Annotated in this window: 19 protein-coding genes; 3 read left to right on the forward strand and 16 right to left on the reverse strand. The window is 46.4% G+C overall.

The features are described from left to right. The 4 genes from SPD80_RS04500 to SPD80_RS04515 form a co-directional block, all read right to left on the reverse strand. Positions 1-392 (reverse strand): flavodoxin domain-containing protein (locus SPD80_RS04500; RefSeq protein ID WP_320828666.1); only part of this gene is annotated, 392 nt, incomplete at its 3' end. A 90-nt stretch (positions 393-482) separates the two neighbouring features. After that, positions 483-1,211 (reverse strand): DUF3793 family protein, encoded by a 729-nt coding sequence (locus SPD80_RS04505; RefSeq protein WP_320604219.1) that lies wholly within the window; start codon positions 1,209-1,211, stop codon positions 483-485. Between the two features lie 172 nt (positions 1,212-1,383). Beyond that, positions 1,384-2,673, reverse strand: coding sequence for a phosphopyruvate hydratase (eno, locus tag SPD80_RS04510; protein WP_320604217.1), 1,290 nt, complete (start codon positions 2,671-2,673; stop codon positions 1,384-1,386). A gap of 202 nt (positions 2,674-2,875) precedes the next feature. Further along, on the reverse strand, positions 2,876-3,262 hold the full coding sequence (locus SPD80_RS04515) for a cupin domain-containing protein (RefSeq protein ID WP_320604215.1): 387 nt from the start codon (positions 3,260-3,262) through the stop codon (positions 2,876-2,878). Between the two features lie 187 nt (positions 3,263-3,449). Between SPD80_RS04515 and SPD80_RS04520 the strand changes: the two genes are divergently transcribed. Beyond that, entirely contained in the window at positions 3,450-5,078 is a 1,629-nt protein-coding gene (locus SPD80_RS04520; RefSeq protein WP_320828668.1) for a DUF438 domain-containing protein, read from the forward strand. A 56-nt stretch (positions 5,079-5,134) separates the two neighbouring features. Here SPD80_RS04520 and SPD80_RS04525 read toward each other — a convergent pair whose 3' ends face one another. The 8 genes from SPD80_RS04525 to SPD80_RS04560 form a co-directional block, all read right to left on the reverse strand. Then, a complete protein-coding gene (locus SPD80_RS04525; protein WP_320828670.1) occupies positions 5,135-7,399 on the reverse strand; it encodes a DEAD/DEAH box helicase in 2,265 nt (754 codons plus the stop codon). A gap of 44 nt (positions 7,400-7,443) precedes the next feature. Next, positions 7,444-9,894: an ABC transporter permease gene (locus SPD80_RS04530; RefSeq protein ID WP_320828671.1), complete on the reverse strand. Its 2,451-nt coding sequence runs from the start codon at positions 9,892-9,894 to the stop codon at positions 7,444-7,446. 6 nt (positions 9,895-9,900) lie between these two features. Continuing rightward, entirely contained in the window at positions 9,901-10,635 is a 735-nt protein-coding gene (locus tag SPD80_RS04535) for an ABC transporter ATP-binding protein (protein ID WP_320604207.1), read from the reverse strand. Positions 10,636-10,756: 121 nt separating this feature from the next. Next, positions 10,757-12,133 carry an ATP-binding protein gene (locus SPD80_RS04540; RefSeq protein ID WP_320828672.1) on the reverse strand — a complete coding sequence of 459 codons (1,377 nt, stop codon included), beginning with the start codon at positions 12,131-12,133 and terminating at the stop codon, positions 10,757-10,759. Continuing rightward, positions 12,123-13,784 carry a TerB N-terminal domain-containing protein gene (locus SPD80_RS04545; RefSeq protein ID WP_320828673.1) on the reverse strand — a complete coding sequence of 554 codons (1,662 nt, stop codon included), beginning with the start codon at positions 13,782-13,784 and terminating at the stop codon, positions 12,123-12,125. The genes SPD80_RS04540 and SPD80_RS04545 overlap by 11 nt, the downstream gene beginning before the upstream one ends. A 245-nt stretch (positions 13,785-14,029) precedes the next feature. After that, a complete protein-coding gene (feoB, locus tag SPD80_RS04550) occupies positions 14,030-16,666 on the reverse strand; it encodes a ferrous iron transporter B (RefSeq protein WP_320828674.1) in 2,637 nt (878 codons plus the stop codon). A gap of 10 nt (positions 16,667-16,676) precedes the next feature. Continuing rightward, positions 16,677-16,916, reverse strand: coding sequence for a ferrous iron transport protein A (locus SPD80_RS04555; RefSeq protein WP_320604198.1), 240 nt, complete (start codon positions 16,914-16,916; stop codon positions 16,677-16,679). A 43-nt stretch (positions 16,917-16,959) separates the two neighbouring features. Beyond that, the gene (locus SPD80_RS04560; protein ID WP_320604196.1) at positions 16,960-17,226 is read right to left on the reverse strand and encodes a FeoA family protein; all 267 of its coding nucleotides are present in this window, start codon (positions 17,224-17,226) and stop codon (positions 16,960-16,962) included. A gap of 342 nt (positions 17,227-17,568) precedes the next feature. Here SPD80_RS04560 and SPD80_RS04565 point away from each other — a divergent pair, with 342 nt between their 5' ends. Next, positions 17,569-18,312, forward strand: a complete 744-nt coding sequence (locus SPD80_RS04565; protein ID WP_320828675.1) for a GntR family transcriptional regulator — start codon at positions 17,569-17,571, stop codon at positions 18,310-18,312. A gap of 179 nt (positions 18,313-18,491) precedes the next feature. On the opposite strand, the gene SPD80_RS04570 is transcribed toward SPD80_RS04565, so the two are convergent. Together SPD80_RS04570 and aspS are read right to left on the reverse strand one after the other, a co-directional pair. Continuing rightward, positions 18,492-18,704, reverse strand: coding sequence for a helix-turn-helix transcriptional regulator (locus tag SPD80_RS04570; protein WP_320828677.1), 213 nt, complete (start codon positions 18,702-18,704; stop codon positions 18,492-18,494). A 211-nt stretch (positions 18,705-18,915) separates the two neighbouring features. Continuing rightward, positions 18,916-20,679, reverse strand: a complete 1,764-nt coding sequence (gene aspS, locus SPD80_RS04575; RefSeq protein ID WP_320828679.1) for an aspartate--tRNA ligase — start codon at positions 20,677-20,679, stop codon at positions 18,916-18,918. A 285-nt stretch (positions 20,680-20,964) separates the two neighbouring features. Between aspS and SPD80_RS04580 the strand changes: the two genes are divergently transcribed. After that, entirely contained in the window at positions 20,965-21,270 is a 306-nt protein-coding gene (locus SPD80_RS04580) for a CDP-alcohol phosphatidyltransferase (RefSeq protein ID WP_320604186.1), read from the forward strand. 156 nt (positions 21,271-21,426) lie between these two features. Here the strand turns inward: SPD80_RS04580 and SPD80_RS04585 are convergent, their stop codons facing one another. After that, the gene (locus tag SPD80_RS04585) at positions 21,427-22,092 is read right to left on the reverse strand and encodes an ABC transporter ATP-binding protein (RefSeq protein ID WP_320828681.1); all 666 of its coding nucleotides are present in this window, start codon (positions 22,090-22,092) and stop codon (positions 21,427-21,429) included. Positions 22,093-22,094: 2 nt separating this feature from the next. After that, positions 22,095-24,257: a hypothetical protein gene (locus SPD80_RS04590; RefSeq protein WP_320828683.1), complete on the reverse strand. Its 2,163-nt coding sequence runs from the start codon at positions 24,255-24,257 to the stop codon at positions 22,095-22,097. Between the last annotated feature and the right edge of the window lie 106 nt (positions 24,258-24,363).

The raw sequence follows: 24,363 nt of genomic DNA on the forward strand, positions 1-24,363 counted from the left end.
TTCTCGCCAGCAGCACGAAGAGCGTCAAGAGCGTCATCCTCAGGCTCAAGGTTAGCGATAATCGTATCAATAACATTAACGCCAGCAGCCTCAGCGCGCTCCTTCCAGCTATCCATCCACTCGCCCGTACCCCAGTCATACGAACCAAACAGTACCACGGGCTTATCGCCAAACTCGCCAACGCACTCGTCCCAAAGCTCCTCAAAGTCAGGGTCAAGCTCCTCGTCACCCATTGCGGGGCAGCCAAAAGCAAATGCGTCGTAGTCAGCTACCTTTGCTCCAGAGAAATCACTGTAATCAATTACATCAGTGTCGGCACCCTGAGCCAAAGCCTGAGCCATGGCCTCGGTATTGCCGGTCTGGCTCCAAAAAACAACTGCTACCTTACTCATAACTTCCTCCTTCTTTATGTAGTCGGCTTTCCTTTTTGCCGTCTAACAACTACATGACCTTCCTGCTTAGTTCTAGGTATCCAGTGCAGGTTAACTGGCGAGAAGTTCTACAAGACTGCTGCCCGATCTAAAGCGTCTGAGGCAAGCACCTTCCGATTGCGCAAGCCGCTCAAAGCGTTGACGCGCAAGCTCGGCATTTCCATAGGCACACCAGGCGCCTCTACAGGTATGTGGCTGCTTGTGAATAAACCCAAGCACGTCCTCAAGTGGATAGCCAAACACCACACCCATTTCATGCGGAAACTCAACGGAAGGCGTCACGGCAGATGCACCGTTTACTACATCCTCGGAAACATACGTTTTAAGAGTTTTTGCTTGATAATAACGAGCTAACCGCAGCCTAAAGGCGCGCATAAGCTGCCTAGATGAAGTAGTGGGATACCCAGCGTTATCCAAAAATGCACAGATGTCAGAATCCTGAAGAAGCTCATCTATGAGTTCTGGGCGGTATGCCACAAGAGCCATGCGACCATGACAGGTGCCCACTGTCATAAGGCTTACACCATGTGCAGAGATTTCTTTGGTAAACAGCCGAAAAAGCTCGCACGTTTTTGCACGCAGACGAGAGCCTTGCCAAGCACAACAGGCAGCTTCAGGCCTAAAGTTAAACAAGGCAGCAGGCTTTACTCCTGCAATAACACCAGAAGCACAGCAAACAAAGGTAGCAATAAAAGCATGACAGAGCAGAGGTTCGTAAGGCGTAAGTGAAGATACATATTCTGAATCGCCACGGACATTCAAAATACTGGTACCGCTCAAGCAAACCTCCAACCCAAGATGCCGCATAAACTAGCAAGAACTGCGAATGAATACAAAAAGAGCGCCGGTGGTGAAGGAAGGAGGAACACCACCGGCGCTAAAGTGGTCGAACTCAAGACGTTTAGGAGAGGAGTTAATCTTGATTCGACAGGGGTAAACGAATGAACTCACATTAACGCAGGTTATAAAATGCCTTACTACCACCAAACTCTGCAGAAGACTCAAGGGCATCTTCAATGCGGAGAAGTTGGTTGTACTTAGCTACACGATCAGAGCGACAAGGTGCACCAGTCTTGATTTGACCTGCATTAACAGCAACCGCCAAATCTGCAATGGTAGTATCCTCAGTCTCGCCCGAACGATGAGATACAACTGCGGTATACCCAGCGCGCTTAGCAGTCTCTATAGCATCAAGAGTCTCGGTAAGCGTGCCAATTTGGTTGACCTTAATCAGAATGGAGTTTGCAGCTCCAACCTCAATGCCCTTCTCGAGACGCTGAGTGTTGGTTACAAACAAGTCATCGCCAACAAGCTGCACACGCTTGCCCAAACGCTGGGTAAGCTCAATCCAGCCATTCCAGTCTTCTTCTGCTAGGCCATCTTCAATGGAGATGATGGGATATTGAGCAACAAGCTCCTCCCAGTAATCCACCAACTGAGAACTGGTAAGCTCGCGACCCTCACCCTTGAGCACGTATACGCCGCGCTCTTTGTCATACACCTCGCTGGTAGCAGGATCCATGGCAAACATGAACTCCTTACCAGGGGTAAAGCCAGCGCGCGTAACAGCCTTCATGAGGTACTCAAAAGGCTCGGCATTATTGGCTAAGTTGGGAGCAAAGCCACCCTCATCACCAACACCAGTAGAAAGACCAGATTCCTTAAGCACATCCTTAAGGGTGTGATAGACCTCGGCACACCAACGAAGTGCTTCGCGGAAGTTTGGAGCGCCAACGGGCATAATCATAAACTCTTGGAAGTCCACGTTATTATCTGCATGAACGCCACCATTAAGTACGTTCATCATAGGGATGGGCAACGTGTGACCATTTGCGCCGCCTAAGTAAGCATACAAGGGCAAGCCAGCAGACTGAGCTGCAGCGCGAGCAACTGCCAAGGAACAGCCAAGAATTGCATTAGCACCAAAGTTAGCTTTGTTGCTTGTGCCGTCTGCAGCAATAAGTGCTGCGTCTACAGCGCGCTGATCACTTGCATCCATGCCCACGATAGCACTGCGCAGTTCAGTATTGACATGAGCAACCGCGCTCAGTACTCCCTTACCAAGGTAACGGCTCTTATCGCCATCGCGAAGCTCTACTGCCTCAAATTCGCCTGTAGATGCACCAGATGGAACCATTGCCCTACCAAAAGCGCCATCCTCCAAAAGGACTTCTACCTCAACAGTAGGGTTGCCACGAGAATCAAGTACTTCACGTGCAAGAACATCAATGATTTCACTCATGTTATATCGCCTCTTTAATCGGTGACTCGCAATCTACCTGCACTTTGCTGGAGCTCACGTTAAAGTGTCACCGTTAGTTAACTTTTTATAATCCGTATAGTACACCATGACTAACTTTTGTACAGTACAATTTTAAAAAATGTGAAAAACTCTCTATATCACGCTGAGCGCCAGAGCCTCTATCCACGTATTTCTTGAAAACTTATGATTCAGAAGGATACACAACTACTAAAAGCATCTTAAAATTGCTAACGGCACGCACAGCATGCGGATGACCCAAAGGCATCACAATGGACTGTCCTTCTGTAAGGGAATGCTCGGCATCATCAATGGTAATAACGCCTTGTCCATCCAATACTGTTACAAAGGCATCACCACCAGCCTTATGAGAAGCAATTTCCTCCCCTGCACCAAACGAGAAAAGCGTGATGCTTACCTGATTATTTTGAGCAAGCGTCTTGCTTACTATCTGGCCGTCTGCATACACAACTTGATCTTTAAGAACCACTGGCTGCGCAATGGAAATGTTCTTTATAGGGCCTTCTGGCTGGCCACCTACAACCGTCGTAGCATTGCTTGTATCTTGCATGACAATTCCTTCCATAATCTTGTACTCGTTGTACCTCGTGCGATTTTAAAATACCCCTACTTTGGTAGGATATACAGAGACTTTGTGAGGAAGCCCAAACGTTGCGTGTACGCAATGTTTGAAGGGATTGCTGTCCGTAGAGTAAACCATGTTACAAAGCATTCCCCATCAGCACTAAGGAGCAGCTATGGATAAGATTATTTCGCTCACATCATCCGTGTACGACCTCTGCAAAAACTACCCCGAAGTTAAAGATCTTATGGCAAGCATTGGTTTTGACGAGATTACTAAACCTGGACGCTTGCAGTCTATGGGTCGCTTTATGACCATCCCCCGCGGCTGCGAATACAAGCACCTTGAGCTTTCTGACGTAGTAGATGCGTTTGTGGCGGCCGGCTTTACCGTACTTGGTGAAGATGACACCCCGTATGCTACTGCTACAAGCACCTCTTCTAAGGCAGCTCCTCAAGCCGCCAGCTCACCCGCATCCAAGCAAGCTGCGAAGCCCGCTTCTGCCGCACAGCGCAAGGCTCAACTCAGCTCATACCTCGAGCGTCTCGATAAGGGCGAGGCGCTTGAACGTGTACAGAAAGACTTTGCGGCAGCTTTTGCTGGAGTAACAGGCTCTGAAATTGCCGAGGCAGAGCAAGAACTCATTGCCGCTGGCACTCCCGTTGAACGCGTGCAGCAGCTCTGCAATGTACATGCCGCCTTGTTTGAAGGAGCAGTAACCTGCGCACCTCTCTCTGGTTCTCCCGAAGAAAAGCCTGGTCATCCTGTGCATACCATGCGTGCAGAAAATAAAAAGATTATTGAGCGCATTGTCCAAGTTCGCGCAGATATTGAGCGTGTACATGCCATGAGTGAAGATGTACGTGATCCTCAACTTGCCAAAAAAATCGTCGATGATATTGAGTTTCTTGCCCCCGTATCCATTCATTACAAACGCAAGGAAGAGCTCCTCTTTCCCCATCTAGAAAAGAATGACATTTCTGGCCCTTCTAAGGTGATGTGGGCAAAGGATGATGAAGTGCGTGAAGCTCTTGCCGCTGCACGTCACAGTTCTGAACGCGCACTCCTTGTTCCTGCCAAGCTCTTTATTGAACGCGTAGTTACCCCCCTAACCGAAGCCGTAGATGGTATGGAATCCATGGTAAGCAAAGAGGAAAACGTACTAATTCCTCTGTCTTTGGAAACACTTACCGCGCGCGACTGGACTCAAATTGCAAGCGAAGAAGAGGAATATGGTTGGGCGTTTATCCCTCAGCCGCCAACGTGGCGTGCCAGCGCAATGGATCTTGCCGATGCTGCCGTACGTGAAATGGAAAAGAAGCACGCAGCAGCTGCAAGCTCTGAAACAAAACCCACCACGACTGTTGAGAAAATCAAGCTTTCCACTGGTGAGTTTACTGCTGCACAACTCGACGCAGTTCTTAACACCATCCCACTTGACATTACCTTTGTGGATGCAGACGATAAGACCCGCTACTTTAGCCACGGAGATACGCGTGCCTTTCCTCGTCCCATGAGTTGTTTGGGCCGTGACGTATATGACTGCCACCCACCGCGCAGCCAAGCAATGGTACATCAGGTATTTGATGACTTTAAGAGCGGTGCGCGTGATTCATACGAGTTTTGGATTCATCTACATGGCAAGTTTTTGTATATTCGCTATTTTGCTGTACGCGACCAAGATGGTACCTATCTAGGAGCTCTTGAAACCACACAAGACATTGCGCCCATCCAAGCAATTGAGGGCGATAATCGCCGTGGTGCAGATGAACGCCGTGAAGCCACCCAGCAAAAGCAGGATTAGAAAGAGGAATAAGCAATCAAGCACGCATATAAGAGCCTGCCGCACTCAGGCCTTAGCTACCTGAGCTGACTTTGTGCCCACTGCATAATGCGTGCGCAAGCACCTGATACATCAAGCACGCCGTGGGCAAACCCCTTACGTACAAGCTCGCTTGGTAGATATTCATCGTACTTATCAAACACAGGAACCTCTGAATCAAAGAGCAATTCCTCAGGATTACAGTTTGTGGACGCAACTTCTGCAAGAGCAGCAATAAACGCTTCTGGAGTTGCGTCCATCCTAAACTGGATATAGTACGGACGGCACACATCTATGCCCTTAACACCCAAATGAGCAGGGAGTTTACGTTTTATAATGCGCTCTAATGCCAAGAATGCATAACTTCCCAGCCAAGGAAATAGCGCCCAAGTATCCCCACCCACATTGATTAAGGGTTTATCGGTAAGGCGAGCCATGCGCGCCACATTGCGTGCCTGCACAAGACGGGCCTGCGCTTGTGGACGCACATAGGCATACTCTATTTGCTCTACCAATACTTGTTTCATACGCTCCAAAATACGCGTATTAATATCTCCGGCAACATTGCCAAAGTAAGCAGGTACCTTACCTTTAACCATGGTTACGTAGACAAGTCTACGCTTATGGTTGAGCTCTTCTACCAACCAAACCTGTCCAGCAATGGCAAGTTTTTCTCCTACGGGAGGCGGCTGTACTACCGTACCCAATTCTTGACTCTCACTGCGAACGGTATATTCTTCGTTTTCTACAAATACGCCGTAAAACCTAAACGTATTAACAATACGCTCCCCCGCTAAACCAAGAAGTAAGGTGCCCTCTTCTGTTTGCTGGATATGCTCTGTTTGCAACAGATGACGTAGCAACAGCTTATAATCATCTGTGCTCACGTTTTTAAAGGGAGAAAGCGTAAGTACAAGACGGGCCAATTGAGCTGGCGATACATCCCCAGAAGACGCCAATACTGCCATGGTTTGATGATAGAGCAAGCTGTAGGGTAAACGCCCTTCTCGTACAGGCTCCACCCAATGCTCTTCTGTATATAACTGCACTAACGCGATGCCCTGTAGCAATTTCCAAGGTATTGTTTCAGGCAGCAAGCTACGCGGTTCTGGCTGATCTTCTCGCATGACAAACCACATCTCTGGTGGCAAACCACGCCTGCCCGTACGGCCCATACGCTGCAAAAAGCTGGAAACCGTAAAGGGCGCATCTATTTGAAATGCCCGCTCCAAGCGACCAATATCAATACCAAGCTCCAACGTAGCTGTAGTACAGGTGGTAAGCGCTTCTTCATCATCACGCATACGATTTTCTGCACTCTCGCGAAAGCTAGAAGATAAATTGCCATGATGGATTAAAAACCTATCTGGCTCGTGGTTATACTCGCAATACGAACGCAAGGTACTCGTAACGGCCTCACACTCTTCCCGAGAATTAGAAAAGACAAGACACTTTTTGCCACGAGTATGCTCGTAAATATAACCAAGGCCAGGATCGGCAAGCGCTGGCGCACCATTTGTTTTTTCTGATGATAGTTCTGCTTGCGAACTACTATCTTGATGCTGACCTGCCTCTTTGTGCAACTCTGTTGCCTGAGGACCAGAAGTATAAAAATGCTCCATAGAAAGATGCCAGGTTTGGCGAGGTCCAACCACACGGGGGATAACGGTTGTACGCCCTGTACCTGCCGCAAGAACAGCAGCCATAGACTGAGGATCACCAATGGTGGCAGACAGTCCAATTCTTCGTGGATTAACATCTGCCAAGCGAGAAAGGCGCTCAATCAAGCAAAGTGTTTGCATGCCACGATCCCCGCGCAGCAGTGAATGAATTTCATCTATAACTACATACCGCAAATCATAAAAAAGTGCTGGAATTGCTGCATGCCGCCGCAAAAGTAGTGCCTCAAGAGACTCTGGTGTAATTTGCAAAACACCACTAGGATGATTAAGCAGCTTTGCTTTATGAGAAGCAGAAACATCCCCATGCCAATGCCAAACTGGAATATCTGCCTGAGCACACAAATCTTCAAGTCTATAGAATTGGTCATTTATAAGCGCCTTAAGCGGGCTAATATACAAAGCACCCACTGAAGTGGGGGGATTCTCCCACAACTCAGTAAGGATTGGGAAAAATGCTGCCTCAGTTTTACCAGAAGCGGTAGAAGAGGTAAGTAATACGTTGCTCGTAGTATTGAAAATGGCATCTGCAGCAGCAAGTTGAATCGCCCGCAAGGATTCCCACTCATGCTCGTAGATAAAGTCACGCACAAAAGGAGCGTATTGCTCAAACACATCTGACATACGCAACTCCTTACGAACAAAATAGTACACTTGTTCGTAGTATACTACTCGTACACTTTAAGTGCCTCAGCTAGACTGACCTTGTGGATATTCCACATATGAATACAAGCTGCCACTACATACGTTGCAATGCCAATTGCCAATACTTGAGCAAGCAGTTCTGGGCGATAATTGAGCGGGAAATTACCCGCATAATCAGCCATCATTTGACGCATAAGCTCATTCACAAGTGCAATGATTACTGGAATGGACAGCACTTCAGATACAAGAACCGCAAGCGTTATAGGATGCAAATATAACGAGCGAATTTCCTTCTCGGTATATCCAAAGACCTTCATATAGGAGATAGAGCGTGCAGACTGCTCGATACTTGTTTTAGTAAGCAAGAAAATAAGCAATACAGAAACGGGGATAGCAACCCACATAAGCATAGAAAGCACGCCACCCATAGAAAGGCTCATTTGCTCGCCTGCAGAAGCCATTTGGTCAGGCGTTGTTTGCGCTACAAGGTAGGTTTCATCCAACAGCAGTGGTTTGTTAGAAGCATATCCATTAAAGTAATTAGCTGGCTTACCAAAGATTTCACACCATGTGGCGCGGCTCATATACACATTCATATCTGTCTGACTACCTGCAATAACATCAGGCGCAATCACATAGGTATCTGAGGTATATCGATCCGTAAAGGTATACTGCTCCCCTCGTACAAGGCCACATTTTTGTGCTAATCCGCGACCAATAACAATCTTGCCGCCCGACACATCATACTTCCAGTAATTAGAGTTAAGATCAATTCCGTATACACTCACTTCCTCGCCTTTGCCAGAAATTGCACGTGGTATTTCAAGCGTTGTCACAGCAAACTTCTCGGACTTCTCGATAGTCTTAGCTGCATTGGAATACATGTTTGTAGGATGGCCAGCCGCAGTATATGGATCAGACTCTAACGCGGATGCTCGCATGAGCAAATTGTAGTATCGAGCTGCGCTTAACTCATCTTCTGGGTGCTCATATTTATGCAACATACTAAGCGCGGAGGCGGCATCTGCCTGAGCAGGCGTAACATCAATCTCCAACGGCGCCTTAAGCGTATATATATGCTGCGCAGGTACCATCTTGGTCATCTGTGCAGCATACTCTTCCACCAAAGGCACTATACACAGACACATAAGCAGCAAGATATTGGAAAACACAATTCCCAAAAACAAAATAAGAAACTGCGGCGCATTTCTTGCTAAAACACGCGCACGAAAACGGCGCAAAAACTTCCAACGGTCCGGAAATACCAGCTTGCTCCTGCGCGTATGGTGGCGCGTTTCTTGGCGCAAAAACTCCAATGGCGTTGCCTTCAGGCTGGCAGCAATACCAATAAAATTAACGCTCATCAGTAAAAGCACTGGTATAACAGACATAAAGACAAAAATCTCTATCGAGAAAATCGGCGTAAAGGACACGATGTCATATGACCGATAGTAGTTTGATGCCATAAACTCAGCAAAACCGCTGTAGCAAATACCATTGCCCACCGCTGCTGCCAGCAGCCCCGTAAGCGTTGGCAAGACCATGTAGTGCGCAATAAGCTCACGCTTGCGATAGCCTGAAGCAAGAAGGGTGCCAATAGCAGCACTTTCAGATAGAATAGTAGCCTTGGTAAGCACCACAAAGACAAATGAAACTACCACCAACAAGATTGCACCTGCAACTATCCAACCTTTTTTGTCTCCTACAAGGTCCTTATCGGCATAGCTATAGGCATTGTTGTCTTCTTTATCTATTACCTCTATCAAAGACACCTGATTGTTGGTAAGCAATTGAGCCACATCACGTTCATACGTCACGCGATCACTCAAGCTCATGGTCTTGTCATCCAACACGACTGAGTATCTATATACAGACATCTTTGCTAACTGATTATATGCCTCATTGGTAACCTGGGCTAAGGTAAAGGTCACTCCATCAAAGAGCAAATCTGTATTTTTCTTTTCTAATACTTGATAATCAGGCAGGCTCACAAAACCCGTAATCGTAAACGTATGCCCATCCAAAGAAACCTTATCCCCAATCTGCAAATTGTTGTTATTGCAGTAGGTACGCGAAAGAGCAATCTCTGTGTCTTGTTGTGGGGCCCTACCCTCTACATAGCTAACCTTATTAAAGTCGGTACGCTTTTTGAACAGGCGCGCCGTAGTTTGTTTGTGTGCTCCCGGAGCCGTAAATTGAACATCAGTGTAGAAGTTCTCATACACCTTACAGTTAGACCCCTGATTTTGAATCTTTGTAATGACGTCTTGAGGAATCTTAAACTGCGTAGTGATATAAAAGTCTTCAAGATTGCTTATGGCTCTATTTTGTGCAATGAGTTTTTGAATGGAACTTGCACCCGTCAGAAAGCTCGACACCATAGAAATGGTAATGGTGAGCAAGAAAAACAATCCTAAGTACTTACCTAAATTGTGAACAAAATCACGCGGAAGTCGTTTAATAAGCGGTGACATACCTACCTACCATTCCAAATCCTTAGCAGGTACCAGCTGTGTTTGTAGGTAATCCTCTACCAAATGGCCGTCATGCAAGCGCAAAACATGATGTGACATATGCCTAATAGCATCGTTATGAGTAACTATGACCATAGTGCAGCCATATTGACGATTTACCTGTTCCATAAGCTGCAGGATTTCCTTGGAGGTTGTATAGTCCAATGCCCCCGTAGGTTCGTCACACAGCAAAAGACGGGGATTTTTTACCAGCGCACGACCAATGGAACAGCGTTGTTGTTGGCCACCAGATACCTGGTTGGGAAACTTATTTCGATGTTCCCAAAGCCCCAAATTATGCAACAGCTCATCTATGGGTAAGGGAGCTTTGGAAACGTAGGCACCTACCTCGATATTCTCGCGAATGGTTAAGTCGGGTATGAGGTTATAAAACTGGAAGATGAATCCTAATTCTTTGCGACGATACTCCACCAGCTGTTTAGCAGACAGTTGGGTGATGTCTTGCTCACCCACCACAATAGAACCAGAGTCAGCCGATTCCAAACCGCCAAGCAAGTTAAGGAAGGTGGACTTACCCGAGCCAGATGGCCCAAATAAAACGCACATCTCACCCTGATGTATGGTGGTGGTAATACCAGTAAGAACACTTACCTTGGCATCTGCCTGACCGTAGCTCTTACATACATCAGATACGCAAATAAAATCTTTTTGACCTGTCTGTACTGTTTTTTGCACGTCCATGCTTTGCCCCTATACCGTTGCAAAAGTTACCTTAAGTAAACCTCTTGCTCTAGTATATTGCTAAAAGTTAGACTAATTTATCTTTTTTACAGTTTTGTAGGCAAAATGTTATGCAAAAACCCTAGATGGTGAACTCGGCAAATCCCGATGCCTCATCTGAAGTGCCACAAGAGCCGCCAGAATCAGAACTGCCAGAATCACCACTTGTTGTAGCTTCCAGAAAACCGTGCTGTCCAAAAGACCCATCTGCCAAAAGAGACTCTACCGTCACAGTTGGGTCTTGAAACATGATGTCTAGCAACTCGATGAAATCGCGAATAACTTCACGAGGCGTAATGTGTGTTTGTGCGCCTACACGGGATAGTTCTACCTCTAAAAATCTTGCTAACTGAGCCTCATTAAGACGGCGGTCATATTCAAATAATCCCGCATGAATATCCGCGAGTTTCTCGATAAGAACCAGAAGCTCCTCAGGCGTTAGTGCTGTTAAACGAATAACAGGAGCCAGCAGGTCAGACATTCCTTCACGGCCAAAGCGCCCTTGCGTCAAGCGTGAGCGCAGCGCTTCATACGAGTACAAACCACGACGCCTATCCTCTACTGTCTGAGGTGTTCCACCCATAATAATGCCAAGGTACTGAGCACGGCCCTGTAGAGCATCGTTATATATGGTTAAGAGCTTCTCATAATTGTATTGCCTCGAGACAGCATGAGGAATCTTATACAGATTAACCAGCTCATCTATGAGAATGAGCAGGCCTTCATAACCGGCGCCACGCAAGAAGCGTGCAAACAACTTGAGATAGTCATACCAATCATCATCCGTAATAATTGCTGTTACGCCAAGCTCGGCACGTGCTTCAGACTTGGTACGATACTCACCCCTAAACCAACGGATAACGTGCGCTTTAAGCTCATCATTGCCCTCCATATACGCACGAAAATATGACGATAAAAGCTTGGCAAAATCAAAACCATGTACCAGCTCTTGCAAATCAGCCAATGAGGCATATATTTCCTTTTGAACCTCATCTACAAAACGGGCGTCTTCAGGCAAGACTCCTGTAGCAATCACTTTGGACTGAGCCGTCGTAACCCAACGATCCAAAATAAGCGTAAGTGCACCACCTTCTGGGCGCGTTTTGGTAGATAAGTTTGAAATGAGCTCGCGGTAGGTAGCAAGCCCCTGACCACGCGTTCCCTGAAGACGACGCTCGGGCGAAAGATCTGCATCGGCAACTACAAAATTGTTTCCCATTGCATGATTACGCATGGTTTGCAGCAAAAAACTCTTGCCACTCCCGTAGCGACCAACAACAAACCTGCATGACGCACCGCCATCCGCCACCATAGACAAATCACGAAGCAGCGCAGCAATCTCATCCTTACGTCCAACCGTAATGTAGGGCAACCCCACGCGCGGCACTACGCCACCTTTAAGGGAATTGATAAGAACGCCGGCAATGCGCTTAGGCACACGAACTGAATTAGTTGGCACGTAAAAACTCCTCTACGTCTTTGCGATAGTCCTCTACCAAGCTTACCTGCTGCCCATCAAACTCTAAAACGGCATCATCCACCAGCTCATAGAGTAGCTCATTGATATGGTCAACCTCAACCGAGAGCATGCTACCCACATCTGCTTTTGGAAGAGGTTTGCCTTCTAAGACAGCTTGCAGCAGCCGCTTTTGGTAATTGCCGAGAAGCTCTGTGTTTGCTGCACTATTTTTTTTGGATTCTAAGGGCATACCTGCTTCATCTACCAATAAATCCATTTGCTGAGGCTCTTCTGAGGCTTGAGCTGCAAACGCGAGCTCAATCTTAGGTTCACGCTCAGACCCAAGCTCAGGTTCACACTCAGGCTCAAGCGCGCGTTCTTCCTCTACTAACAATACCTCACATATTTGAGCGGCATCGCTACGAATAGCAGCTAAAGAGTCTAGATTAATGCTTACTTGAGCAGCCTCAATACGGTTTTTCTCTTCCACTACCTGCTGAACTGCCTCAGTAACATACGAGCGTTGATACTTTGGAATCTCGCGCGGCTTAAGCGCTGTTACCTCTTGTAAGGTCTGACGCAAGGCTACATCTATTTCATGCAAGAGATTACCAAGCTCAGCGCTTTTCTTCTGGGCCTTGCAGGGCTTGGAAATAGTCCAGCGTCCATCATGACAGCTATATACCACATGCCAAGGAGTTGCTCGCACTTGATCTGCATGTGTCTGTGGTGTATAAAAAACAGCGCCAGAAAACATAGTGTAGGGTTCACGCACAGCCGGCCCAAACAGACCGTCGATATACCCCGTTTTCCTGCGCGTTTTACAGTGATCAACCATCTTGATAAACACACGTGCACACGCTTGTTGTACCAATGTGGGATACAGGGCATAGAGTTTTGATTTTTCTAAATGATATGAACTCACATTACACAATAGCTCAAACAACTGCGCCTCATTAATCTGTGAGGCCTGTGAGGGAGCAAGCTGCGCCTGTACAAGCTTTTGTTCCAGCTCTCGTAACTCGTATACTGCGTTGAAGTGCATAAAAGAAGCATGGGCATACTCTAAGGGCAAGTCATGCCATACGGCAAAATCCAACATCCAGGCCTGCAGATAGGCATCAAGAACCTTATTGGCTCCATCCTTGCAAAAGCTGTCGCGCAAAACGCCAAGCATAGCCATTGCTTGCTGAGCAGATGCCACGCCTACTTTACACAGCAGCTCATAGGCATACACAAACAAAAAAGAGAGTGGAGCATGAGTAATGGTATGGTTTCTCAATTTGGTACGCCAGCTAAAATATGCGCGCGCATCCAAGTTACTCATATCTTCATACGTGGGGTAATAGCAGGAAAAATGACTGATGTAGTCACAATCATCCTCAAAATCTGCCATAAAGGACGCCTGTTCATAAAACAGTTGAGAGCCCCCATAATGATAGCTATGCCATCCAGCTCGTTTGGCTAAACCACGCATCTCTAAAATACGCTGAGGTGTTGGCTGCGGTTTGTCCCGCTCCTTATCCTGTAACAACTGCCTGCCCGTACGTATAAGGGGCTTATCGCAATACTCCTTCTTGCTAAACGCACTAACCTCTCCAGCAGCAATTTTGGCCAAGATTTCTCGCGCAATACTCACCGCTCGAGACATACACTCCTCGTCGGATTTAAGATAGCCATGCGAATATGTTGTCTTATTTTCGTACATATGTTCGTATAGTATAGTCCATCTCTACCCACAAAAAAGACCTGACGCAAACAACTCAAAACACGGTCTTTACCTATACAAAAACCTCGCATCATAACAGCAATGTCATGATGCGAGGAATATTCAGTTTGACCAGGTGCTTGCACACACCCTCGTAGTTAGAACGGGACTAACTAGAGGTTGTAAGGTTACGCAAGCTTGTCCAAGATTTTCTCGTCAGCCTTATCCCATTTTGGCATAGGGCGGAACAGCTGGAATAGCATGCCACCCAAAGCGATAAGGGCAATGACGGTCCAAAGGCCAAAATGACCAAAGGTAAACCAATCATACAGCTGGTAAATAATCATACCAACTACCCAACCAAAGCCGCACTCGTAGCCAATGGCAAACCAGAACCACTTGGGGTCATCCATTTGCTTACGGATGGTACCCATAGCAGCAAAGCAAGGAGCGTTAAGCATATTGAAGGCAACAAATGCCAGCATAGCGCCCAGATGCAGCGTGCCACCAAAGGTAAACATATTGGCAAAGCCATTCCACATGGATACGGAGTTCTCGCCCGCATCGCCCAAACCATACAGAGCACCAAAGGTAGAAACCAAGTTCTCCTTAGCGATAAGTGCAGAGATGGATGCAGAGGCAGCCTGCCAAGAATTGTTGCCCAAAGGAATGAAAATAGTACCAACCCAGCTACCAACAGCAGCCAGCAAGGAGTGATCCATGTACTCCTTAGGAGCGCCCTCCATGCTCTCAAGGAAACCAAAGGCGCCGCTTCCGCCATCCCAATTGGCCCAACCAAAACGAGACAGAACCCAAATACCAACAGCAGCCAAGAAGATGATGGTACCAGCCTTCTTGATGTAAGCGCTTACGCGCTCCCATACATGCAGCCACCAAGACTTAAGTGCTGGGAAGTGGTAATCAGGAAGCTCCATAACAAAAGGAGCAGGCTCGCCCGCAAAGGGCTTGGTCTTCTTGAGCATGATTGCAGACACAATAATGGACAAAAGACCTAAGAAGTAGAACATAGGAGCAATCCACCAGGCCTTAGAGCCGCCTAGCAAAACGCCCATAACCAAAGCGATGATTGGCTGCTTTGCACCACAAGGAATCATGGTAGTAAGCATGGCAGTCATGCGACGGTCATTCTCGTTCTCGATGGTCTTGGTTGCCAAAACACCAGGAACGCCACAACCGGAAGAAACCAACATAGGAATGAAGGACTTACCAGACAAACCAAAGCGACGGAATACACGGTCCATAACAAAAGCAACACGGCTCATGTAACCGCAATCCTCAAGGAAGCACAACAAAACAAACAGGACAAACATCTGAGGAATAAAGCCCAAAACAGCACCTACACCACCAACAATGCCGTCCTTAACCAAAGAGACAACCATAGGAGATGCACCAGCACCATTAAGCCAGGTTTCTACGGCAGCAGGAATAGAAGGAACATAGCCCTCAAAGTCCTCAGCAGCAGGCTCTTCTGCAGAAGCTGCAGCAGCCGTTACAAAATCATCTGCATCAATCTTTTCAATGGTTTGGAGCTGGACGCTCTTATCGGCAGGCATGCCTTCAGCATCAAGCTTAGTTACAGGCTCATCATTAGCGTCTACGAGGTTGCCATCCCCATCATGGATGGGCACATCCTTAGCAACAACGCCAGCTTCCTTAGCAGCAGCGGCAAACTTGTTAATTGCCTCGGTATCCTTTGCGGCAACAGCGTCTGCAACACCCTCGGTGTCAACACCAGCCTCTTCTGCAGCAGCAATAAAGCCATCTACCTTATCGCCATAGTGCTCAGCGTCCCAAGCATCCTTAGCCTCAGTGTAGGCATTGGAGCCGGCAGCAGAGACAAAGAAGCCCTCATCAAAAAGCTTATCGTTAACCCAGTCAGTTGCAGGAGTACCCACAGCCACCAAAGCAAACCAGTACATGAAAGACATGACTGCAATAAAGATGGGAATACCCAACAAACGAGAGGTAACAACCTTATCAATCTTTTGAGAGATAGTGAGCTTGGCAGGAGCCTTGGTCACACACTCTTTCATGATAGTGGTAATCCACTCATAGCGATCAGAGGTAATGATGGACTCAGAGTCATCATCACGTGCCTCTTCCACGCGAGCAATATGTGCTTCAATCTTGGCAAGACGCTCTTCAGAAAGGTTAAGCGGCTTAATTGCCTCTGCATCACGCTCAAACAACTTGATGGAATACCAACGCAAAGTTTGAGGCTCTACGTCAGCTTCAATTTCAGAAGCAATAGCCTCCAATGCAGACTCAACCTCAGGACTAAACAACTTGATGCCCTGGCTGACCTTGTTTTGCTTACCAACAGCAATTGCAGCGTTTACCAGCTCAGTAATGTTGGTGTTGCGCAGGGCAGACACCTCAAGAACGTCTACACCCAAACGCTCAGACAGCAGCGTGGTGTTAATAACATCACCGCGCTCCTTGAGCAAATCACACATGTTAAGGCCAATAACCACAGGGCGGCCAGCCTCAAGTATCTGAGTTGCTAAATACAGGTTACGCTCAATATTGGTTACATCAATAAGATTGATAACCGCGTCGGGCTTCTCGTTAATAACAAAGTCACGAGAAACTACTTCTTCCGGAGAGTAGGGACTCATTGAGTAGATACCAGGAAGGTCAGTAAACAGAACGTTTTTGTCCTTTTTCCAGGTGGCCTCTTTTTTCTCGACCGTAACGCCAGGCCAGTTGCCTACATAACCGTTGGAACCCGTTAGTTCATTAAACAGCGTAGTTTTACCGCAGTTAGGGTTACCAGCAAGTGCAATGTTAATCGTATCTGCCATGATTGCCTACCTACGCTTCTGTAACAATGTCGGTTACTTCAATTACCTGAGCTTCATCTTTGCGCAGGGTCAGCTCATAACCACGGACGGTTACCTCAATTGGGTCACCAAGCGGCGCAACTTTATGCACCAAAACCTTAGTTCCCTTGGTAAGTCCCATGTCCATGATGCGGCGCTTAACGGCGCCCGTGCCTGTAAGCTTGACAACAGTACAAGCTTCACCAACGTTAATGTCGCGAAGTGTTGGCATATTCCTTCCTTCCATCGCGTCACTTATACACACAAATTAAAAATTAGCTCACGTAAATATGAGAAGCCATTTTGCGATCAAGGCCAAAAGTAGACCCTTTAACACCCACCACTACATCGCCATTAATGCGCGACACGATTGTGACCTCGGCTCCCTCTACAAAGCCGAGTTCCGAAAGGTGCTGACGCATAGCTGCTGAGCCTTTCACCCGCGCAATATGCACGGCCTCTCCATCATCAATAAGTGATAAAGGCAACTGTGGTGTAGGAGAAGCAGACGTTTGTACGGTATCAGTGGAATTGTTACTCATATCTGCTCCAAACAGGTACTCTATAGCTAACCTACAGAGATGTTGATATTTTGTTAACTCAGTCTAACGACTGATGTTAACCCGATTAAACATTAATGGCAACCGTGGTTAACTATTTTTATGTGTGTTTTCACACACAATTTAAATTACTGTTCAAGTCTGTTTGTGCACACGTACTCGTGTTGCGCGCTCGCAATTACATACAGCAGCTAAAAAGCAACGCTTACGAACCGTCTACCTCCAATAATCGAAAAAATCCCTCCTCCATTGCTCATTTCTGTACGCAACTGATATATTTGCGCTACATCTACAGAACCAACCTGCAGAGAAGCTAGGTATACTATGAGTGCAACAGTCATTATGGAAGGCCAAAAGCCCAAATCTATTGCTGATTCTTTGGTGGTACTGCCCCGTATGGAGGGCGAGACTGGCTCGGCATATGCCTACCGTGTGCTGGAATATAACATCCTCATGCTACACATGGCTCCTGGTGCATGGATTCGTGAGCGTCTTATTGCCGATAAGCTCGCTGTATCACGCACGCCCGTCCATGAAGCAATTGGTTTGTTGCGTGATCGTCGTTTGGTTGATGTAGCACCTCAAAGCGCCACGCATGTTTCACTCATTGATATTGACACCTTACGCCAGGGCATCTTTTTGCGTTCTGTTGTTGAGCCCATAGTTGTTTCTCAATTGGTAGGTAATGTATCAGGCGAGCTCCTACAAAAGCTCGAAGCCAATATTCGTGTACAAAAGCAGCTGGTAGAGAGCTCTGCTGATGTCTATTTATACACACAAGTAACCAGTGAGTTTTGGGAGTTACTTTATGTAGCAGCCCACAAAGGTTATTTGTGGGAATTGCTCTATCAAGCAACAGTACCTCTTGAGCGCCTTCGTTACATTTTGCTCTTGAATAAACTGATAGAACCTAACACACAATACTGTCAGCAGCTCTATACGTATCTTCATTTGGGCATTAACGACACCATTGGTATTAATCAGGCCATTCAGGCAGAGATTAACAGTTCAGTCCAAAAGCTTGATACCGTAATGGAACAATTCCCTCAATACTTTAGTAATAACTAGTAGCATGTATTGGAGCCGTACTTGTCAAGTTTTGCCTGACAAGTACGATGTTTACATAGAGAAGTATCAAGCATACGTATCAGTATTTTCTATAGTTACTGATATTTGAGTACACTTCTTATGATGTTTTTCTTATCAACTTGCTTGGGATTAATCTGAGCTATGGCTCATTTTTATCGTTATGGGTCTATATACGATTCTTCTACTGTAAAAATATCTTCAATGGAAGCATTAAAAGCTTTGGCAATTTTCCAAGCAAGAACAAGTGATGGATTATATCGACCTCTCTCAAGATTTCCTATAGTCTCGCGCCGCACGCCGACCTTCTCGGCAAGTTCTTCCTGTTTCATATTAAATTTCGCGCGATATTCCTTCATTTTGTTCTTAATCATTGCCGATACCTTGCTGCTCTTTCCATTCTAAAATCCCTAAGATAATAGTGAAAGAAAACATAGCAACCGCAAAGCTCATTCCAAAAGCACTTGGAATAAAACTGCAATCTTTAGCAGTCTTTGTAATCTAAAAAGAACCTGTCAGCCACACAATGAGATGGCCGCAGGTTCTTTAAGTAATACTACTTTGTAGAGTTAAAGCCGTACCACGTTACAACGTACGAAGCGACACTTCCTTAAGTTGCTTTGTGGAAACCTCACTGGGTGCAGCACTCATAAGGTCAGAGCCAGAGCTTGTCTTAGGGAATGCCATAACATCACGAATAGAATCAGAACCAGTAAGCAGCATGCATACGCGATCTAAGCCCAATGCAAAACCACCCATAGGAGGAGCACCAAACTCCAAAGCCTCCATAAGGAAGCCAAACTGCTCGCAAGCAGACTGTTCATCAAAGCCAAGCTTCTCCAAAATTCGCATTTGAAGTGCAGCGTCATGGATACGCATGCCACCGCCGCCCGCCTCATATCCATCCATGACAAAGTCATAGGTATGAGACCCAAGAGCCAGAGGGTCGCTGTCCAAAAGCTCAATTTGATCCTCAAGGGGCTGCGTAAAGGGCTGATGCTCGGCAGCATACGCCTTGCGGTCCTCATCCCAATGGAACAGAGGGAAGTTAACAACCCACAAGAAGTCATGACCTTCTCGCTTAATGTCCAAGGCATTGGCCATATGCGTACGCATGCCACCTAAAATGACATCCGTATCCAGACGATTACCTACAGCAAACATAACTAAGTCGCCCGGCTCTACATCCATAGTGGTACGCAGGTTTGTCATCTCTTCATCCGAGAAAAACTTAACAATTGGGCTGGTAACAGAACCATCTTCACGAAACGCAATGTATGCCAAACCCTTGGCGCCAAAACCAGCAGCAACATCCGCGAGCTTATCAATCTGAGCACGAGGCCACTTGCCAGCACCCTTAGCATTAATTGCCTTTACGTACTGGCCTTCCGTTGTGGCCGCACTACCAAACAGTTTAAATTGAGAATGAGCAAACACATCGCTCACATCATGCAGCGTCATACCAAAACGTGTATCGGGTTTATCTACACCATAGGTGTCCATAGCGTCCCAGTAAGAAATACGACGTAAAGGCGTAGGCATGTCAACGCCTACCTGAGCAAATGCGCTGGACAATACCTCTTCCAAGGACGACATAACATCATCCTCAGATACAAAGCTCATCTCAATATCTACCTGCGTAAACTCAGGCTGACGATCTGCACGCAAATCCTCATCGCGGAAGCACTTTGCTACCTGGTAATAGCGCTCAATGCCACCAACCATAAGCATCTGTTTGAGTAGTTGAGGAGATTGAGGCAACGCATAAAAATGACCAGGCTGTACGCGACTAGGAACCAAGAAGTCACGAGCGCCCTCGGGAGTTGACTTAAACAGCGCGGGAGTCTCTACCTCCATAAAAGCCTGATTATGCAAGGCTTGGCGCAAAGCGAAGGTAAAGTCCGAACGCAGTTGCAAGTTGCTCATCATATGGGGACGGCGCAAATCTAAATAACGATAACGCAAGCGAACATCCTCAGAGCTGTCTATGCGATCTTCAATAGGAAATGGAGGTGTCTTTGAGGTGTTGAGTACCACGATTTCTGAAACCAAGACCTCAATATCACCTGTTTGCAGCTTAGGATTGTTCATACCCTCAGGACGACTCCGAACAGTACCAACCACCTTAATGGGCCACTCGGAACGGACCTTCTCGGCCTGATGAAATGCCAAGCCGCCAGAGTGATCTGGGTCAAAAGAAATCTGGGTTACGCCTGCACGATCACGCAAATCAATAAAAATAAGACCACCGTGGTCACGACGACGCCATACCCAACCAGTAAGCGTTACGGTAGCTCCAATATCAGATACGCGAAGCTGACCACAATCATGTGTGTGCATAGAATGCATACTATTCCTTTCGTCTGGATCACCCCGTGTCGGTCCAGGTGACCTGTGCCTTCAGACGGCGCAACAAGCGTAGACTGCGTTGGTTGCGCACATTTTTCCTATGGTATCAGCATACGAGGGTCTACATGTATATAGCAAAAAAGAAACGAAACCTTTACGCATTGCACTACCTTCCACCTAACTAAAATCCCGTTTCCCGAGAAGGTCATAGAGCCGTGAAAGATACACGTATAGAGCGGTAGGATTTGGGTAATGGAAGTTGTCCCTACTAGGAAAGGACCAACCATGGGAAAGAGGGCAAGCGAGACTCTGGATTTGGATTACGATGCACTGGTAGATTACCTCCATGCCAAACACTCCATTTACATGAAGGTTGGCGGTGCGATGTATTACCTTACCGATGCAAACTTCCAGGCATGGAGGGCTCAAGATACCAGTAAACGCAATGAGAAGAATCACTATATTGATTGCAGTGACCTTGTACCTACCGTAGATGAATTTCTTGTTATCCCCTTTGTTGGCGGCAATACCATTAAGGATGTATTCGATTCTGCCAAGTTTTACGCTTCGATTAAGGGCGAGAAGGAATAGCGCACCTCGACTTTCGCACGTATGCGACTAACTTCATACACAGCGCACTTCTCGCACAAAAAGATGCCCTTGTGCTTAGACAAGGGCATCTTACTTTTAGGCTATGAGCCATGGCACGTAAGAGAAGTGGTCTCTTTTTGCCATTACACCCCAAACTTACATACAGCCGAGCTTTCCTTCAACCATAGTTAAGATGCGATCACACTTTGCAGCCATGTTCATATCATGCGTTACCACTACGAGTGTCTTTTTTGTATCACGTGCAGCCAAAACCAGCGAGTCCATAACAATAGCTGCCATGTTTGCATCCAAAGAACCCGTTGGCTCATCAGCAAGAATGAGTCCGCCAGGCTTGAGCATTGCACGACTTATTGCTACACGTTGTTTCTCGCCACCAGAGAGCTCATTGACCATAGCATCCAACTTGTCTCCAAGAGCAAATCTTTCGAGTGCCCGCTTACTACGAGCGAGCTTCTCGGCTTTACCAAGCTTTGTATAGTAAAGCGCCAGCATGAGGTTATCACGCACCGTCCTTGAATCGATAAGTGCAAAGGACTGAAACAGGTAACTGATTTCATTGCGACGCAAAAGCATTGCTTGTTTGGAACTTATCTTAGGATAACTTTTACCTGATAGAAAAATAGTACCTGAGTCGGGCTTCTCAAGCAGACCTAACATATTTAATAACGTAGTCTTGCCACATCCAGATGGCCCAGTAATTGCAACTGTTTCTCCCTTACCTATGGAAAGATTGAGTCCAGAAAGCACATGATGCTTTCCATAGGACTTAGAGAGAGACTCAGTCTGAATATATGCGTGCATCACTACTCCTTAGAGACGGTTTCTAGTACAACAGCCGCAGACATTACGCGTGAGGCGATGCCAATAACAAGGTTTGAAATAACAAGCAAAACGCTGCCAATGAGTATGCCTGCATTACACCTAAAGAATAAACTTACGCAGATACCTGCCAATGTGGTAAGAGTTACAAACAAAACTTCTCGCCTATACAGCTCCCATGTCCCAAATCCCAAGGTGTACTTCACTGACATTTCCCGGGCGTTTACCCGATTAACCACGTCAACCAAACACGCAATCATGATGACGGCAGTTGCCAACAAGACCGCTAGAACAACCGAGAAAAGCACAAAGAGATCCTTGAGCATCTTTTGTATGCCATCAATATAATTTCCTACGGTTGCAAAACGAGCACTTACAGATCCTCCGAGCGGCGCACTACCCTTCTCATTGAGTAGTCTTGACGCTGCTTGCTCATCAAGCTTTATATATGAGTTTTCTAAACCCGAAGCGACAAGGCTCTCAGATTCAAAGGGCACCATATTATTTGCAGTCACTATGGCTATAACAAATCCGTTTGATGCAGCTGGTAACTCTGAATTAGTATTCCAAGTAAAGAGCTCTTTGCTATCATCATAGCTCGCAAACTCATATGTAGGATTTTTCATAAACGCTGTCACAATGCTTGAATCAAAAGACTTCCGAGAAGCAATCAGAAGGTTTTGCATCATCTTTATTTCAGAAGTATTCAACGATTTTGGCAAAAGATAGACACGTGTTCCCATCTCTGCTTTTTGGATGAGTTCATCAGAAACAGGCATACCTATCTTCTTAAGATAGGACGGAGATGCCGCAAGGTACCAGAAGGGCTTAAGCGAAGCCTCACCGCTAGTATTTGTTTGGATTGCTGTCTCGTTGTAATACCTTGACTTTGCTAGGTATACTCCCTCATCATGCTCATGCTTGGCATACCACGCATATAGGTCTTCAGAAAACTTCATTGGATTGCCTGTAAAGTGATCTTCACCAAGTCCAAAATCTTGTATCACACGCCACCCTTCATACGTATTCCAAGCAGCACGAGTGCGAGCAAGATTGGTATACAAAGCAAGTGGCTGATCAATATACAGACAGCCCGCAAAAATGGAGACAAGACATATGACATAAACCGATAACGTTAATGCATAAAAGCCTTGGCGTGAGTAACGACCATGAATAGCGTCTACTGGCTTTATCCACAACAGCGGCATAGCCGCAAGTACCATAGAAATAAGAGACGCGAGTACCGCTGGCAGCACAGATGCTAACGCAAAGCCCACAAAAGCAGCGTGTACTGTAAACCCATCAAAAATAGCAAATGCACCAAACGCAGCAATCGGCATAAGAACAAGAATCTGCAATGCCTGCTTAGAGAGTAACTCACATACAAAGTCGGTCTTGCTCCACCCAAGCATCATATGAATAGCCAGTGTTTTAAGTTCGAGCAGCGTATGGGTTACCAAAAGCAAGCAAAGTATCAAAGAAAGCACATCAAAGGCGCCAGCGCAAAACAGATACAATAATCCAAACACTGAAGATGAGCCTGACATCTTGGTAGTTAGTTTCTCGGCGCTCACACCAATATCAGACGATAGGTCGTTTACGAGATTTTTAAATTCACTATCGCTCAAGCCAACAAACGAACAAGCATCATCGAGTTTATCTGCTGCATTAAGCTTATCTACACGAAGGTACAACCCTGATCTGATACTCGGAAGATCCGCCACCCGAGAAGACACGTCGTTTCCATATCCAGCATAGCTATCTGGCTTGGCAGAAGCCACAGATTGTAAAAGCGCCTGATCTATTACAGGAGTATCGAGAAAAACCAACGGATTAATGGACACGTTGCCCCCATCCGATGGACAAAGCACACTAGACGTATACAGTATTGCACCAGATTGCAGGGGTTTATGTGTTTGACTTACTACCATAAATCTTTGTTCATCCACACGTTCTTTAAGTGCAGAGATAAGATTTTCTTTTTGCTCGTTAGTAAGCTGTGAGGTAAATATTTTTGGTTGATCAGACAGCCATGCATCTATGTGTCGCGAGAAAAGACTTTCTGCAACACCCTTGGCACAAATTACAGAGGTAATACCTAAGAGCACGATGATGAAAAAACTAGCGAGAAACCATACCTTTTTCATATAACACCGCCGTTGTAGAACTAACGACCTATCTCTAATAAATTAAACACTATTATATTTGATAGATAGAGGCATCACTGCAATTGTTAGCGAAGGATGACATTTC

The sequence above is a fragment of the Atopobium sp. genome (genome assembly GCF_034113385.1).
Lineage (GTDB): Bacteria > Actinomycetota > Coriobacteriia > Coriobacteriales > Atopobiaceae > Atopobium.

Coding starts and splice junctions, on each gene's coding strand:
- eno (WP_320604217.1), bottom strand. CDS start 2,673: ATGAGTGAAATCATTGATGTTCTTGCACGTGAAGTACTTGATTCTCGT.
- SPD80_RS04545 (WP_320828673.1), bottom strand. CDS start 13,784: ATGTCTCGAGCGGTGAGTATTGCGCGAGAAATCTTGGCCAAAATTGCT.
- SPD80_RS04515 (WP_320604215.1), bottom strand. CDS start 3,262: ATGCAAGATACAAGCAATGCTACGACGGTTGTAGGTGGCCAGCCAGAA.
- SPD80_RS04520 (WP_320828668.1), top strand. CDS start 3,450: ATGGATAAGATTATTTCGCTCACATCATCCGTGTACGACCTCTGCAAA.
- SPD80_RS04560 (WP_320604196.1), bottom strand. CDS start 17,226: ATGAGTAACAATTCCACTGATACCGTACAAACGTCTGCTTCTCCTACA.
- SPD80_RS04525 (WP_320828670.1), bottom strand. CDS start 7,399: ATGTCAGATGTGTTTGAGCAATACGCTCCTTTTGTGCGTGACTTTATC.
- SPD80_RS04530 (WP_320828671.1), bottom strand. CDS start 9,894: ATGTCACCGCTTATTAAACGACTTCCGCGTGATTTTGTTCACAATTTA.
- aspS (WP_320828679.1), bottom strand. CDS start 20,679: ATGCATTCTATGCACACACATGATTGTGGTCAGCTTCGCGTATCTGAT.
- SPD80_RS04565 (WP_320828675.1), top strand. CDS start 17,569: ATGAGTGCAACAGTCATTATGGAAGGCCAAAAGCCCAAATCTATTGCT.
- SPD80_RS04590 (WP_320828683.1), bottom strand. CDS start 24,257: ATGAAAAAGGTATGGTTTCTCGCTAGTTTTTTCATCATCGTGCTCTTA.
- SPD80_RS04555 (WP_320604198.1), bottom strand. CDS start 16,916: ATGCCAACACTTCGCGACATTAACGTTGGTGAAGCTTGTACTGTTGTC.
- SPD80_RS04535 (WP_320604207.1), bottom strand. CDS start 10,635: ATGGACGTGCAAAAAACAGTACAGACAGGTCAAAAAGATTTTATTTGC.
- SPD80_RS04585 (WP_320828681.1), bottom strand. CDS start 22,092: ATGCACGCATATATTCAGACTGAGTCTCTCTCTAAGTCCTATGGAAAG.
- SPD80_RS04580 (WP_320604186.1), top strand. CDS start 20,965: ATGGGAAAGAGGGCAAGCGAGACTCTGGATTTGGATTACGATGCACTG.
- SPD80_RS04570 (WP_320828677.1), bottom strand. CDS start 18,704: ATGATTAAGAACAAAATGAAGGAATATCGCGCGAAATTTAATATGAAA.
- feoB (WP_320828674.1), bottom strand. CDS start 16,666: ATGGCAGATACGATTAACATTGCACTTGCTGGTAACCCTAACTGCGGT.